A 14742-nucleotide genomic window follows, 5' to 3' on the forward strand; every position below is an offset into this window, starting at 1 on the left:
TTATATGCCTACATCCAATATTGATAAGCGCAATCTAGCGATAGTGGGAGTCAGTGTTTTCGATATTGCTCTGTGCGGGTCTTTGCATATTTCCAGAACACACCATTAGCATTAGCAACAGCTATGGTGAGCCCTCTCCAACCATCAAGCACACCTAAACGTAAGAAATAAGTCCGAAAAAAAGCAAATATAGACTTGAGAAAAATGACCGGGAAGGAGTAACTTGTGAGCCTGCCAGAAGATGCCCTCAAATCAGAATAGCGATTTATCTTATCAAGAAATTGTGCCAAGTCTGTAACAGCAAGATGCTTAATTTTGCCATCCAACCTATTCACATGAACGTTTTTTGGCAGTAAGACCGATTCATGCACCATTGCCTCGTTGAAATTGCATACAGACCGATTGAAAAGCCGTACTAACCAATCGTTTCCCCATCCAGAGTGGCGGACAGGCTGTCCCAGCATCCAATTTTCTCGTAAAATTTCCATGGCTTCATGAGGAGAAGCGTTTGTAACCCACCGTTGGATAGCAGTGTTTAGCTCATCAGACGGTGCCTCATCAGCGTCTAATGAGAGAATCCAATCATATTTAGCCAACGAAACGGCATGGCGTTTCGTAGGTCCAAATCCTTTGAACGTACCTTTATAGAGTGTTGCGTTAGGGTAGGAACGAGCAATGTCACAAGTCTCATCCGTCGAACCATTATCGTATATCACCACATCGGCATACTGCTGTGTTGCCTCCAGGGTGCGAGCCAGAGTGGCTGCTGCATTGCGGGTAATGATGACGACACTGACATTTATGTACATGCCGTAAACCTCTACTTTCATCGCTAAGGAGTGCGTTACTATAACAAGATGACCAAGAGCGTCATCTAGAGCGAGGTAAATTTGCATATTATTCATGTCAATTTAGCGAAAGGGTTTCGCGGCGGTGAGCGTCAAACGGCGCTACTGATTCAAGCACTTTCAGGCAGAGTTAAGCAGCAGACATTAGTTTGTCGCTCTGATTCACCCCTGCGTAATGAGTTAGAGCGTTTGAGTTTTTTAACATTTGTTGATGCGAATCATTTGTTTCAAGGGCATGAGAGGGTCGGTCATGCATCGGTTGTGCATGCTCATGAGGCAAAGGCAGCACACTGGGCTTGGCTGCACAAAAAGCGTTTCCGCACACCTTACGTACTCACTCGGCGCGTAGATACTCCGATCAAACGCAAGTGGACAAATCGGTTGTTTTATGGAGATGCGGATAGTTGTGTAGCTATATCCTCTATTATTCAGCAAGAGTTAGCTGGTTGGTCCCCACGTCCCATTCCAATCATCCCCAGCGCAATATCGAATAGTCAAAATAACGCTGAACTGGTATGTGAATATCGCGCCCGTTACCCAGGAAAGATAATCATTGGCCATGTTGGTGCATTGGTGGATCGTCATAAAGGGCAGCTCGAATTAATTAAAGTTGCCAGAAAACTAAAAGAGCGAGCTCCTGAGTTACTATTTGTTTTTTTTGGAGATGGGGCTGATAGAGATATGCTTGAGAAAGCGTCAGATCAGCTAGATAATGTTGTATGGGAAGGCTTTAAAGGTAATGTTAATGACTATCTTCCGGCATTAGATATATTTTTGTTTCCCTCTCGCAATGAAGGCTTAGGGTCTGTGCTACTAGATGTAATGAAAGCTGGAGTGCCTATTATAGCTAATAATACTGGTGGTATTCCTGATATAATAAAGCATGAGTATAATGGCTTTTTAGTCGACGCTACTGACACAGAAAGCATGATTGAGTATATTTTTTTACTTATTAAAAATGAGTCCATTAAAAAGAATATTGTTGCTAATGCTTGCCGTGATTTGAAGCTTTATAGTAAAGATGTAATGGCTGAAAAGTACCTTGCAATATATAAGGAGTTGAACCTTAATGCCTAGTATTCCGCCTGACCCAAAAGTTTTGGTTATTCTGCATAATAGACCGTTTTTCGGAGCTTATGTTGTTCATATTCCTTTTTTAGTAATGCTCAGAAAAAAATATTCAAACGCTTCATTGATAGGTGTCACCAAAGCATCAGGTGGAAGTTTTTTGGTTGATATGGGTTTTTTAGATGCTCTTGAAATAGAAGAGAAAAAAAGCCTCATCAACCTAAAAAAAAAGCATACGTTTATTGCTGGCTATAACCTTAGGCCATCAAGCATTGCAAGCGCGCTGGGAATGTTCCGGCTTGGTATTGGAAAGAGAGTAGGATTTAAAAAATTTGGTGGTTGCTATACACATACACAACCTTTGAATATCAGTATTTATCGAGCTGACTTATTTTTAAGTCTTCTTGGCGATATCTCTACCTTAGATGCAGCACCACATGTTAAAAAAAATATAGCTTCTAACTCTTCAAGATCTAGGAAAATTATTATAGCTCCTGGAGCTGGAGGTGCAGATAAAAAATGGCCACTATCACATTATATGTCTCTTGCTAGTCAAATAATTGATTCAAATTTGGGTGGCGTAATATTTTTGACAGGGCCTCAAGAAGAGGAAGAAAAAATAAATCTTTTAAATGCTGGGTTTGATGTAATGCATAACCCGAGTGTGAATCTATTATTTGAAATCATAAGTAATTGCAAAGTTTTCGTTAGTAATGATTGTGGCCCTTCACACATAGCCCATGTTATGGGTGTGAATCAAGTTGTTATTTTTAAGAGTTATTTGCCTGAATGGTTCCTAGAGAGAAGTAATAGTGTTTACTTAACTTCTGCGGGAGGTTTGAAGACAATAACACCTGAATTGGTTAGGAGTAAAGTCGCTGCATTAATAAGTCGCTGTTAGTTATTTATAGCCTTGCAGAATGGTGTTTAATCCTTCTCCAGCATGAAACTTCACCACAGACCGCTCCAGCCGCTGCAGGTTACGTGCCTGCCATTTGCCCGGCGGGCGCAGTCGGCAGCGGTCGAGATCGATGAGCCAGGGCTTGCCAGCCTCATCCACCAGAATGTTGCGGGCGTTGAGATCCACATGATCGAGCCCTGCCTGGTGAAACCGCTTGATCATGGCGCCTACGCGCATCAACAGCGCCTCGTCTGCCTCTTCGGCGCTCAGTAAGGAGGCCAACGCCCGAGCACCGGGGATGCGCACGGTCAGCAGGGCCGCCTCATAGGTCAAACCGAACCGAGTGACGCAGCAGGCCACTGGGCGAGGCACGGGAAGCCCTTGCTCATACAGCGCGGCGGTCAAGCGCACTTCACGAAACGCTCGTGTGCGCTCTGCCCCCAGCCAGACATAGCGTTGCTTGCTGACCTTGGCGATGAGCCCGCCGCGCTGGTAAGGGCGCAGCACCCACTGCTCGTGGTCGCGTGCTTGCAGGAACAGGCTGCTGCCCCGGCCAGGTGCTTCGCCGACTATCAGGCCTTGCGATTGCCAGTAATCTGACTCGAACAGCGCCGTGCTCAGTGGGTGAGTCGGGGAGGACAGTTGGTGTGATGCGCAGGCGTCACTTAAACTGTCTGCATCATGTAAAATCAGCCCATTTTTCTGCTGGAGTGCCGCTAAGCGCATGAAGCCCTCTCTGCCTGCTCAACCAAACCATATTGCTATTTTGCGCCTCTCCGCTCTGGGAGACGTATGCAATCTCGTGCCCACGGTGCGAGCGTTGCAGCGCCAGTGGCCGAACGCGCGCATTACCTGGATTATCGGCAAGGGGGAGCACAGTTTACTGGCCGGGCTTTCCGGGGTCGAGTTCGTCGTGTACGACAAATCGACGGGGCTCTCCGGCATGCGCGCTATCTGGCGCGAACTGGCGGATACCCGCTTCGATGTGCTGCTGCATATGCAGCAGGCCATTCGCGCCAGCGTGCTCTCGCTCGGGCTTAAAGCCAATGTGCGCGTCGGCTATGACAAAGCCCGTGCCAAGGACGCCCAGCACTGGTTTACCCAACACCAGCTAGCGCCCCATGCCAACGCCCACGTGCTGGAGTCATTCATGGACTTCGCCCGTTTACTGGGCGTCGAAGACGACCGCCTAGAGTGGAATCTCGCGGTGCCCGCAGTGGCCTATGAGGAAGCCCGCGCTATTAGTGGCGATGCGCCTTATTTAGTGATTAACCCTTGTAGCAACGCGCGGTTGCGCAACTTCCGCAACTGGTCGGTGGAAGGCTACGCCAGCGTGATTGAACACGCGTGGGTGCAGCACGGTCTTAAGAGCGTACTCACCGGTGGCGGCAGCCCGCTTGAGCGGGAAATGGGTGACCATATCGAAGCGCTCTGCCAGTCAGGTAGTGTGATCAACGCCATTGGCGGCACCTCGTTGAAAGGCGTATTGGCGCTGATCGATAACGCCCGCGCGGTGATTGCCCCGGATACTGGCCCGGCTCATATGGGCAACGCCATGGGCACGCCGACGCTTGGCCTCTATGCCACCACCAACCCTCAGCGGGCCGCCCCCTACTTGTGGCGCGATTTTGCCGTCAATGCCTACCCTGATGCGGTACGCACCTACCTGCATAAATCGGTGGACGAGGTGAGCTGGGGGCAGCGAGTACGCCATGCCGATGCCATGGACTTGATCAAGGCTGACGATGTGATTGCCAAGCTAGACGCGCTGTTGGCGCACACCGCAGCGCAGACCACAACAGGACCCTCGGATGAAAGTTGATTTAACCGCCCTGGAACATGCCCGCGTACTGGTGGTAGGCGACGTCATGCTCGACCGCTACTGGCACGGCGGCACCTCGCGGATCTCCCCAGAAGCGCCGGTGCCCGTGGTACGCGTGGAAGATGCCGACGACCGCCCCGGTGGCGCAGCCAACGTAGCGCTCAACGTGGCGTCATTAGGCGGCCATGCGGCACTGGCGGGTGTGGTGGGCGAGGATGAGAATGCCGAGCTGCTCACCAAACGCCTGGCTGCATCTGATGTAAGCACTTACTTTCAGCGCAGTGCCGAGATTCCCACGATCACCAAGCTGCGAGTGATGAGCCGTAACCAGCAGTTGCTGCGCTTGGACTTTGAGCAGCGCCTCGACAGTGTGGATACTAGCGGCCTGCTGACACAGGTTGAGCAAGCCCTGCCTGAGTGCGACGTGGTGATTTTATCGGACTACGGCAAGGGCACGCTCAACCAAGTGGAGCGGCTGATCGAGATGGCTCGCTACCACGGCAAGCGAGTGCTGATCGACCCCAAGGGCCAAGACTTCACCAAGTACCGGGGGGCCAGCTTGATTACCCCCAACTTAACCGAGTTTGAAGCCGTGGCGGGCCCATGCGCCACCGACGCCATACTGGCCGAGCGAGGCGAAGCGCTGCGTGCTGAACTTGAGTTAGAAGCGCTGCTGATTACCCGCAGTGAGAAGGGCATGACGCTGATTCGTGAAGGCCAAGCACCACTGCACCTGCCCACCCGTGCCCAGGAAGTGTTTGATGTCACGGGGGCCGGCGATACCGTGATTGGCCTGATGGGTCTGGCCCTGGCCGCTAACCATGCGCTGCCGGAAGCCATGATGCTGGCCAACTTGGGCGCGGGCCTGGTGGTGGCCAAGCCGGGTACCGCCACGCTCTCCATTGCCGAGCTTTACACCGCGCTGCATGGCGACAAGCTGGCCGAGTTCGGCGTGATCGAGCCAGCGCCTCTGGTCGATGCCGTTCGCGCTGCGCAGCTGCGCGGTGAGCGGGTGGTGATGACCAATGGCTGCTTCGATATTCTCCACGCAGGCCATGTGGCCTACCTGGAGCAGGCCAAGCGCCTGGGTGACCGGCTGGTCGTGGCGGTGAACGATGATGCGTCCATTGGCCGGTTGAAAGGGCCAAAGCGCCCCATCAACCCGTTGAACCGACGGATGCAAGTGCTGGCCGGGCTCGGTGCGGTGGATTGGGTCGTGCCATTTAGTGACGACACGCCCGCCGCCCTGATTGAGCAAGTACTGCCGGATATCCTGGTTAAAGGCGGCGACTACCGCCCCGAGGATATCGCTGGAGGCAGCGCCGTGATTGCCAACGGTGGCGAGGTGAAAGTGCTGGGCTTTGAAGATGGCGTTTCCACCACGGCGATGATCAGCTCCATTCTGGACCGCGAAAGTTAATGGCAGCCCCCCGCTGGCCACGGCTGGCCTATTCGGCGGCGCTCTATGGGCTAGCGCCGCTGATTGGCTGGCGCATCTGGCGTGAGCAAGTGCCCACTTACTCACGGCTCCAGCGGCTGGGGTTGTGCCTCGAACCACTGCCGCCCCCACCGCGCATTTGGTTGCACTGTGCCTCGGTAGGCGAGGTACGCGCTGCCCGCCCGCTGATCGAAGGGCTGCTGGCGCGCTTTCCTCGCTATAGTCTGCTGTTGACCACCATGACCGCCACCGGTGCCCAGCAGGCGTTGGCGCTGATAGCAGAACAGGGCGCTACCGATCAGCCTCGTCTTGCCCATCGGTTTCTTCCGCTGGATTTCCCCGGCGCGGCCAAGCGCTTTGTGGCCCGCGTACAGCCTGAGCTTGCCATCCTGTTTGAAACCGAGCTGTGGCCGAATCTGCTTCACGCCTGCCACCGGCAGGCGGTGCCTGTTGCAGTGGTCAACGGCCGACTATCGCCCCGCGCGTTTGCCCGCTACCAGCGTCTTCGCCCGCTGATGCACAGCGCGTTAGCCAACGTGACGTGGCTTGCCGCCAAATCGTCAGAGGACGCCGCGCGCTTTCAAGCGCTGGGGTGTGCGGCCGACGCCACCACCGTGGTGGGGTCGCTGAAATTTGAACAAGCACTGCCTGAGAAGGCGTTGGCGGAAAGTGAACGCTTACTTCAGGCGTGGGGAGAGCGGCCCGTCTGGGTCGCGGGCTCTACCCGCGACGGGGAAGAAGCGCTGCTGCTCACGGCCCACTGCCAACTGCTTAAACGCTTTCCAGACGCACTGCTGGTACTGGTGCCTCGCCATCCTCAGCGATTTGACGAGGTGGCGGCACTGTGCGAACGCGAGGGCTGGAAGGTCAGTCGCCATAGCCAGCAGCAACCCGTTACACCCGCCACCCAGATTTACCTGGGCGATACATTGGGTGAGCTGGCGGCGCTGTACGGCGCGGGGAGCGTGGCCTACGTGGGCGGCAGCCTGGTACCGCTGGGTGGGCACAACGTGTTAGAGCCTGCCGCATTGGGTAAGCCCGTCCTGTGTGGGCCGTCGCTGGAGAACTTTAGCGATGTCGCTGAGCCACTGCTGGCGGCCAAGGCGCTGACCGTGGTGGATACCCCAGAAGCGTTGGCAAGCACCCTGGCAGAGTATATCGCCTACCCTCAACGTGCTCGGCAGGCGGGTGAGGCAGGGCAGGTGGTGATCGAAGCCCATCGCGGGGCGCTGTCGCGCACCCTGGATGGGCTGAGTCGCTATTTATAGCGCCGTCCGCTCTACCCCTTCTGCTTTGCCGAGCAGCAGTACGTCGGCTCCGCGTGCGGCGAACAGGCCGTTGGTCACGACGCCCACGATGCTGTTAATGCGCGCTTCCATGGCGACCGGATCATCGATCATAAAGTTAAAGCAGTCGATGATATGGTTACCGTTATCGGTCACCACGCCCTGACGATAGACGGGCTCGGCGCCTAGCTTGACCAGCTCCCGCGCCACGTAGGAGCGCGCCATGGGAATCACCTCCACCGGCAGCGGAAAGTGGCCTAGCTGTGCCACGTATTTAGAACCATCGGCGATACAGATGAAGCGCTTGGCGCAGGCGGCGACGATCTTTTCTCGAGTCAGCGCTGCACCGCCGCCTTTGATCATATGTAGGTGAGCATTCACTTCGTCTGCACCATCGATGTAGAAAGGCACGTCACCCACATGGTTCAGTTCAAATACCTCGATGCCCAGGCCTTTGAGTCGTTCGGCGCTGGCTTCCGAGCTGGCCACGGCGCCCTTGAATCGGTCACGCAGAGGGCCTAAGCGGTCGATAAACAGGTTGGCTGTCGAACCCGTGCCGATACCTAGTACCGTCTCTTTTTCCAGGTACGGCTCAATTTCGCGAATAGCGGCATCCGCCACAGCGGCTTTTAGTTCATCTTGTGTCATGATGGTTCCAGTATCAGGGAGGCAGTCGCCCTTAGTATAACGGCCTAAGCGGCGAGTGCCGATGGAAACGCCGCTAGACGTTGCCAGTCGTAATCTGCTACCAATAAAGGTTTTGTTCGCACCCGCCAGGGCCACGTCATTTTTCTGGGATGTCAGCATGCTCGAAGCAACCGTCAAAAAGATCCTCCAAGCCCGCGTTTATGAAGCCGCTTGTGAGACGCCCATTTCGCCCGCTCCCTTTTTGTCGCGTCGTTTCAACAACCAGATTTTGATTAAGCGGGAAGATTTGCAGCCGGTCTTTTCGTTCAAAATTCGCGGGGCCTACAACAAAATGGCCCAGTTGACCGATGAGCAGAAAGCCAAGGGCGTGATCGCCGCTTCCGCGGGCAACCACGCACAAGGGTTGGCCATGGCAGCCAAGCTGATGGGAGTGAAAGCGGTGATCGTCATGCCACGCATCACGCCAGACATCAAAGTACAGGCGGTGCGTGCCCGTGGGGCGAAAGTCGTGCTGAAAGGCGATGCCTTTGCCGCCGCTGCCGAACACGCCCAAGAGCTGATCAAAGAGCATGGCTACACTTATATTCCCCCGTTCGACGATATCGACGTGGTGGCCGGGCAAGGCACCATTGGCGTCGAGATTCTGCGTCAGCACAGCGGCCGTTTGGATGCAATCTTCATCCCCGTGGGCGGCGGCGGGCTGATTGCCGGGGTGGCTGCCTACGTGAAGTACCTGCGCCCGGATATCAAAATCATCGGTGTGGAAGCGGAGGATAGCGCCTGCTTGAAAGCTGCGCTGGACGCCGGTGAGCGCGTGGTGCTGGACCAAGTGGGCGTCTTTGCCGAAGGTGTGGCGGTCGCGCAAATTGGCGAGGTGCCGTTCTCGCTGGTGCGTGATCTCATCGACGATGTGATTACCGTGAATACCGATGAAATGTGCGCCGCGGTGAAAGATATCTTCGAGGATACCCGCGCCGTCGCTGAAACCTCCGGCGCGCTGTCGTTAGCGGGCCTAAAGAAGTACGTGCAGCAAACCGGTGCAGAAGGCGAGACGCTGCTGTGCATTAACTCGGGCGCCAACACCAACTTCGACCGTTTGCAGCATATTGCCGAACGCACCGAGCTGGGCGAGCAGCGCGAAGCCATTCTGGCCGTCACCATCGCCGAAAAACCCGGCAGCTTTAAGAAGTTCTGCCGCACGCTGGGCAAACGCATGGTGACCGAATTTAGCTACCGCTATGCCGACGATAGCGAAGCGCACATTTTCGTTGGCGTACAGGTCAAGCCGGGTGGTGAAGACCGCCAAGCGGTGATCGATAAACTGCGCGAAGGCGGTTATCACGTCGAAGATTTGACCGATAACGAGTTAGCCAAGCTGCATATTCGACATTTAAGCGGCGGCCGCCCCAGCGAGCGTTTCGAAGAAGAGCTGTATCGTTTCGAGTTTCCAGAGCGTCCCGGGGCCTTGATGAATTTCTTAACCCAATTGCCACACGACTGGAATATTTCGCTGTTTCACTATCGCAATCATGGGGCCGCTTATGGGCGTGTACTCGTGGGAATGCAAGTGCCGAGCGAAGACCGGGTTCACGTGACCGAGTACTTAGATGCCATCGGTTACCGCTACTGGCAAGAGAGCGACAACCCCGCCTACCGACTCTTCATGGCGTAACGTAATGTAAGTGCCCGCTAACGGCGCAAGCTAGAGCTGCTAGGCAGTTGAGGGAGTCTGAAACGTTTAATTGCGGGGCTAAAATAGTGCTTTTAGCAGTTGTCATCGAGCCCCTTATGGCCCTATAGTCGTGATCGAAATTAATGAGGTGTGTCATCTTCCCAAAATGAAAAGCTTGGTGACGCACTAAGGGCATTTGGCAACTGCGAAAGACGTTGGAGAAGAGGCATGCGGCGTAGAAAGCCTGATATGGTGATGGCATTGACAGTGGTGTTTTTGCTCGGTGTATTAGCCACTGGATATGCACAGGCGCTGTCGGGGAGTTAACCAATGGTTAATGATAGCGCGCTCAGCACTCATGCTGCACCTACTGGGTGACTAGATAACAAAACGGGCTGATCCTTGTGATCAGCCCGTTTTGTTTGGGCGCGCCACGCCGATATCGCTGGCGACCGCAGTCAGCGGAATATCCCAAGGTTCCACGGGCAGCGCTTCTACCTGCTGGCAGGCGTGGGCCACGCCAATCAGCGCAGGCGCAGGCCCCGGACGACGCATAAACGCCAAACTGCGGTCATAGAATCCGCCGCCCATACCCATCCGGTTGGCCTGCTGATCGAACCCCACCAGCGGCACGATGAGCGTATCCAGGGCCCAGGCGGGCAGCCGATGGCGGCGCTGGGCAGCAAATCGGGGGCTGGGCTCAGCAATGCCGAAACGATTGTTGATCATCGGGGTGTTGGCATCATACGCCACGAACCAGAGGCGGTTGCCGCTAAACGGGCGAAGTACGGGCAGGTAGATGGCCACACGGCGTTGGCGTAGCCAAGGAATCAGTGGCGTAGGATCAATCTCGCCATTGACCGGCAAGTAGAGGCTGATGCGCTTGGCGCGACGAATTTCAGGAAGCTGTTTCAAGCGCTGACACAGAGCCAAGGCGGCTTGCCGTTGCTGCTGGGCGGAGAGCGCACGGCGGCGGCGTTTCAAATCGCGCCGAAGGGCCTGCTTGTCGCTAGGTGAGGTAGAGGTCATCTCGCGAAAGGTCATCACAAAGTGTTCCCCAGAATGCCGCTGTCGTTCTGGCCCTGAACCTACTGGTTCAGGTGGGTGGCCGCAGCCAAACCGTCAGGCTTTCCGACGCACGGACATGCACACGGGTCTGGCTAGCATTTGGCCCCCTGGGTACTGCGCATAGGCTCGAGGGACTATAACGACTGGCGTACATCCCAGAGAACACCGCTATCCTAACAGAGCCGCTGCCAATGCCAAAGTCTCGGTTGCAGTGGGCGAGCCGCTCAAGGCTCTTTGCGCGGCCGGGCACCGGCCAATGCACGTTCGAGCCGGTCGTTCAAACGGCTGAGGCTGGCTTCACCCGCACGGTGCTCATCCAGCGCTTCCAGCAGTTCATGGGTAATATTGAGCGCGGCCATGATTGCGATGCGCTCGCTGCCCAGGACGCTGCTTTGGGCATGAATGCCGTGCATGGCGCGGTCCAAATAGCGAGCAGCGCGTTCGAGCTGGGCTTCTTCGCCGGTGTCGCAGGCAATCATATAGCTGCGACCCAGTAGGGTAATCTCTTTCGTTGGCCGCTTTGCGTGACTCATCAAAGGCTCCAGCACGGGCCAGCAAGGGGCCCGATGCGTTAACATCACTACATAGGAAGGATAGACGGCGTTCACTATAAGAGAGCCGCTCATGCGGGGTCAACGCGCAGGCACCCCGCCCTATCCCTGTGGTCATACCTTCATCTTTGGTAAAGCGAGCAAGAATCATGTCATTGATTGACGAGCGCCAGGATTTTTCTGACGTAGCGGATGTATTTTTACTCCACGGCAGCATGCAGTCCCCAGCCTTTCTGGATGGACGACTGTGCGGCTTGTTGGCGCTGCGCGATGTCACCGCCGACGCATGGCTGGAAGAAGTGTGCCTCAGTCTAGGGGTCGAGCAACCCCGTGACCCGGCCAGCGCCGAGCGCCTGTTGGGCTGGCGGCGCCAGACGTTGGAAGCATTGAGCGCGAGCGATATGAACTACGCGCCGCTGCTGCCCGACGAGCTGTTCTCTCTTGCCGAGCAGGCGCAGGGGCTGAAAGAGTGGACATTGGGTTTCATGGAAGTGATCGAGGAGGTCGCCGACGACACCCTGCGGGAGCGCTGGTCGCAAACCCTAAAAGAAGCGATCGATGACCTGGAAGGCCTCGGTCAGATCGAGACCGACATCGACGATAGCCCCGAGAACGAGAACGATCTGTTTGCCTTGACCGAACACGCTCGGATGGCGGCCATGCTGCTCTATACCGAACAGCATCCGGGGCAGCCCCAGGTAGAGCAAACCGACGCCCCCGTTCATTGAGCCACCACGCCTAAAGGAGCCGTTATGCCCACGCAACTGCCTCGCCCCGCTGCCATTCAGCCTGAGGAGTACCGTCAGCGTCGAGAGAGGCTCATGGCCAAGCTGCCGAGCCATGCCGCGCTGCTGGTGCCTGGGGCGTCTTTGGTGACCCGCTCCCACGACAGCGAGTACCCCTTCCGTCAGCAGAGCGATTTTTACTACTTGACCGGCCTTCAGGAGCCGGAGGCGCTACTGCTGCTGTTGCCGGGCCGTGCTGAAGGCCAAAGCGTGGTGTTCTGCCAAGACCGCGACCCCACCCTGGAAGCCTGGACCGGCCGCCGTTTAGGGGCGCAGGGCGTTGTCAGCCAGCATGGCCTCGACCAAGCGTTCGAAAATGCCGAGCGTGACGCTCTGCTGCCCACGCTGCTCGATGGCCGTGAGCTGCTTTATGTGCCGCTGGATAATCCCGACGCGCTGAGCATTGCCGAAGACGCGTTGGCCTACGCGCAGGCGGGCATGCGCCGTGGCAAGCCCGCGCTAAAAGGCTGGTTGGATAGTCGCCCGCTGATTCACGAGATGCGCTTGATCAAAAGCCCCGCCGAAATTGCACTGCTGCGCCATGCGGCGGCGATTTCCGCTCAGGCCCACGTGCGCGCCATGCGCACCTGCCAAGCTGGGCTGAGCGAATATCAGCTCCAGGCCGAGCTGGAGCACACCTTTGTTTGGCACGGCGCTAGCGGGCCTGCTTACAGCACGATCGTCGGCGGCGGGGCCAATGCCTGTGTGCTGCACTATATTGAAAACAGCGATGTGCTGGAGGAAGACACGCTGGTACTGATCGATGCTGGGGCAGAGTTCGATCTCTACGCAGGTGACATCACGCGCACCTTTCCGGTCAGCGGTCGCTTCAATGACGCTCAGCGGGCGCTCTACCAAGTGGTGCTCGATGCCCAAGTGCGCGCGGTGAATGCCATCGCCCCCGGCGCGACGTTAGCGGAGATCCATCAAGGAGTCGTGGCGGATCTCACCGCTGGCCTCATCGAGCTAGGCCTGCTGTCGGGCGACGTGCAAGCGCGTATCGATGACGAGAGCTATCGGCGCTTCTATCTTCACTCTACCTCGCACTGGCTAGGGCTGGATGTTCACGACGTGGGCACCTATCGCCTCGACGAGGCCACTCCACGGCCGCTGGAACCCGGCATGGTGCTGACCGTCGAGCCCGGCCTTTACATTCCCAGCGACAACGATATTCCCGAGGCTTATCGCGGTATCGGTATTCGTATCGAGGATAACGTGGTGGTCACCGACCAGGGCCATGACATCTTGACCGCGGACGTACCGAAACAGGTGGCCGATATCGAGCAGTTAATGGCGAATAAATAACCAGCTGCATCACGCGGCTAATTGATTATGTAAGCTACGTTACGAAATTACGAATCGCAGTGATCGTGCGATATGAACGAGGAGAGGCCAATGCATGGGGCTGAGCAGGGACCACGTCCACAAGCGCCGTCGCCCACCCATGACATCGTGATCGTGGGCGGAGGACTGGTGGGGGCCAGTTTGGGCTGTGCATTGGCACCGCTCATCGAGCGCCACGGTTGGCGGGTCGCCATCATCGAAGCCAATGCGCTACCGCAGAGCACTGAGGACACGACGTGGCAGCCGAGCTTCGATGCCCGGGCAAGCGCCATTGCCGAAGGCTCGGCGCAGCGCTTTCGCCAGCTAGGCGTGTGGGAAGCGATGCAGGTCGAGGCCACACCGATTAATCGTATTCATATTAGCGAGCGGGGCCGTTTGGGCGCGACGCGCCTTAATGCACAAGAGCTAGGCGTCGCTGCCTTGGGGCACGTGATTCCCAACGCCTGGATGGGGCGCGTGCTGCATCAAAAGCTGCAGCAACTGCCTATCGAGTGGTACTGCCCGGCCACGGTGGCACGGCTAACGCCCACGGCCAGCGGCCACTATTTGCGGCTTTCCGATGGAAGCGAGCTAACGGCGGCGTTGACCATTTTGGCCGATGGCGGCCGCTCGGGGCTGAAGGAGCAGCTCGGAATCGCCAGCCGCCGTCACTCCTATGAGCAAACGGCGGTCATTGCCCATGTAGGCATTAGCCAGCCCCATCAAGGGGTTGCTTACGAGCGCTTTACCTCCGAGGGGCCCATTGCGCTGCTGCCACTGCCGGGGCAGGCCATGGAGCTGGTCTGGACCCACGCCAGCGGCAGTGAAGGCATTCGAATGGCGCTGCCGGATGCAGCGTTCTTGCGCCAGCTTCAGCAGGCGTTTGGCGACCGCGTCGGGCGCTTCACCCGCGTTGGCCAGCGGTTTAGCTATCCGCTGTCGCTAGTGACGGCAGAAGAGCCCGTTCGCCCCGGCTTAGCCGTGTTGGGCAATGCGGCCCATGCGCTGCACCCGGTGGCTGGCCAGGGCTTCAATTTAGCGCTGCGCTCGGTGATGGATTTAGTGGAAGCGCTCTCCCAAGGGGCTCAGCAGCAGCGCTCCTTGGGAGATATGAGCACGTTGCAGGCGTTTGAGCGCCGCCGCGCCCAAGACCGCGCCAATGTGATCCGCTTTAGTGACGGCTTAGTGCGGCTGTTTGGTTACTCGCTACCGCTGCTGCCCCACGCCCGTGGCGCTGGGTTGATCGGCCTTAATTTGATCGGCCCGCTGCGCCGTGGCTTGGCACGCCGCGCGATGGGCCTGGAGCGCTGACGCTCTCATCCAGCGCCCTCA

14 protein-coding genes and 1 other RNA gene are annotated in these 14742 nt (G+C 56.9%); 9 read left to right on the top strand and 6 right to left on the bottom strand.

From position 1 onward, the window contains the following. Positions 1–50: 50 nt before the first annotated feature. On the bottom strand, positions 51–896 hold the full coding sequence (locus AB6K10_RS03760) for a glycosyltransferase family 2 protein (RefSeq protein ID WP_339118015.1): 846 nt from the start codon (positions 894–896) through the stop codon (positions 51–53). On the opposite strand from AB6K10_RS03760, the gene AB6K10_RS03765 reads away from it, so the two are divergent. Next, positions 891–1925 (top strand): glycosyltransferase family 4 protein, encoded by a 1035-nt coding sequence (locus AB6K10_RS03765; protein ID WP_339118016.1) that lies wholly within the window; start codon positions 891–893, stop codon positions 1923–1925. The genes AB6K10_RS03760 and AB6K10_RS03765 overlap by 6 nt on opposite strands. Beyond that, the gene (locus AB6K10_RS03770; RefSeq protein ID WP_339118017.1) at positions 1918–2817 is read left to right on the top strand and encodes a glycosyltransferase family 9 protein; all 900 of its coding nucleotides are present in this window, start codon (positions 1918–1920) and stop codon (positions 2815–2817) included. The genes AB6K10_RS03765 and AB6K10_RS03770 overlap by 8 nt, the downstream gene beginning before the upstream one ends. Here AB6K10_RS03770 and AB6K10_RS03775 read toward each other — a convergent pair whose 3' ends face one another. Beyond that, positions 2818–3543: a 3-deoxy-D-manno-octulosonic acid kinase gene (locus AB6K10_RS03775; RefSeq protein ID WP_339118018.1), complete on the bottom strand. Its 726-nt coding sequence runs from the start codon at positions 3541–3543 to the stop codon at positions 2818–2820. Between AB6K10_RS03775 and AB6K10_RS03780 the strand changes: the two genes are divergently transcribed. From AB6K10_RS03780 to waaA, 3 genes are read left to right on the top strand one after another with little or no spacing between them, the layout of a single operon-like run. Continuing rightward, complete coding sequence (locus tag AB6K10_RS03780) at positions 3542–4639, top strand: glycosyltransferase family 9 protein (protein WP_062375148.1); 1098 nt, start codon at positions 3542–3544, stop codon at positions 4637–4639. The genes AB6K10_RS03775 and AB6K10_RS03780 overlap by 2 nt on opposite strands. Beyond that, entirely contained in the window at positions 4629–6059 is a 1431-nt protein-coding gene (gene hldE, locus AB6K10_RS03785; protein ID WP_339118019.1) for a bifunctional D-glycero-beta-D-manno-heptose-7-phosphate kinase/D-glycero-beta-D-manno-heptose 1-phosphate adenylyltransferase HldE, read from the top strand. The genes AB6K10_RS03780 and hldE overlap by 11 nt, the downstream gene beginning before the upstream one ends. Next, a complete protein-coding gene (waaA, locus tag AB6K10_RS03790) occupies positions 6059–7345 on the top strand; it encodes a lipid IV(A) 3-deoxy-D-manno-octulosonic acid transferase (protein WP_339118020.1) in 1287 nt (428 codons plus the stop codon). Before hldE ends, waaA begins: the two co-directional genes overlap by 1 nt. Here the strand turns inward: waaA and rpiA are convergent. Next, entirely contained in the window at positions 7340–8011 is a 672-nt protein-coding gene (gene rpiA, locus AB6K10_RS03795) for a ribose-5-phosphate isomerase RpiA (protein ID WP_339118021.1), read from the bottom strand. The two genes, waaA and rpiA, sit on opposite strands and share 6 nt — an antisense overlap. A gap of 157 nt (positions 8012–8168) precedes the next feature. Here rpiA and ilvA point away from each other — a divergent pair, with 157 nt between their 5' ends. Further along, the gene (ilvA, locus tag AB6K10_RS03800) at positions 8169–9683 is read left to right on the top strand and encodes a threonine ammonia-lyase, biosynthetic (protein WP_159340536.1); all 1515 of its coding nucleotides are present in this window, start codon (positions 8169–8171) and stop codon (positions 9681–9683) included. A 408-nt stretch (positions 9684–10091) separates the two neighbouring features. Here the strand turns inward: ilvA and AB6K10_RS03805 are convergent, their stop codons facing one another. From AB6K10_RS03805 to AB6K10_RS03815, 3 genes are all read right to left on the bottom strand, one after another. Then, entirely contained in the window at positions 10092–10727 is a 636-nt protein-coding gene (locus AB6K10_RS03805) for a 5-formyltetrahydrofolate cyclo-ligase (RefSeq protein ID WP_339118022.1), read from the bottom strand. Between the two features lie 6 nt (positions 10728–10733). After that, a non-coding RNA gene (ssrS, locus tag AB6K10_RS03810) (6S RNA) lies at positions 10734–10916 on the bottom strand. Positions 10917–10975: 59 nt separating this feature from the next. Beyond that, the gene (locus AB6K10_RS03815; protein WP_305947207.1) at positions 10976–11284 is read right to left on the bottom strand and encodes a cell division protein ZapA; all 309 of its coding nucleotides are present in this window, start codon (positions 11282–11284) and stop codon (positions 10976–10978) included. A 167-nt stretch (positions 11285–11451) separates the two neighbouring features. Between AB6K10_RS03815 and AB6K10_RS03820 the strand changes: the two genes are divergently transcribed. From AB6K10_RS03820 to ubiH, 3 genes are all read left to right on the top strand, one after another. Beyond that, the gene (locus tag AB6K10_RS03820) at positions 11452–12030 is read left to right on the top strand and encodes a YecA family protein (RefSeq protein WP_339118023.1); all 579 of its coding nucleotides are present in this window, start codon (positions 11452–11454) and stop codon (positions 12028–12030) included. A 24-nt stretch (positions 12031–12054) separates the two neighbouring features. Continuing rightward, a complete protein-coding gene (gene pepP / locus AB6K10_RS03825) occupies positions 12055–13392 on the top strand; it encodes a Xaa-Pro aminopeptidase (protein WP_339118024.1) in 1338 nt (445 codons plus the stop codon). A 90-nt stretch (positions 13393–13482) separates the two neighbouring features. Continuing rightward, entirely contained in the window at positions 13483–14721 is a 1239-nt protein-coding gene (ubiH, locus tag AB6K10_RS03830; protein ID WP_339118025.1) for a 2-octaprenyl-6-methoxyphenyl hydroxylase, read from the top strand. Positions 14722–14742: the final 21 nt, after the last annotated feature.

Source organism: Halomonas sp. BMC6 (assembly GCF_964204995.1).
In the GTDB taxonomy this organism is placed as follows: Bacteria; Pseudomonadota; Gammaproteobacteria; order Pseudomonadales; family Halomonadaceae; genus Vreelandella.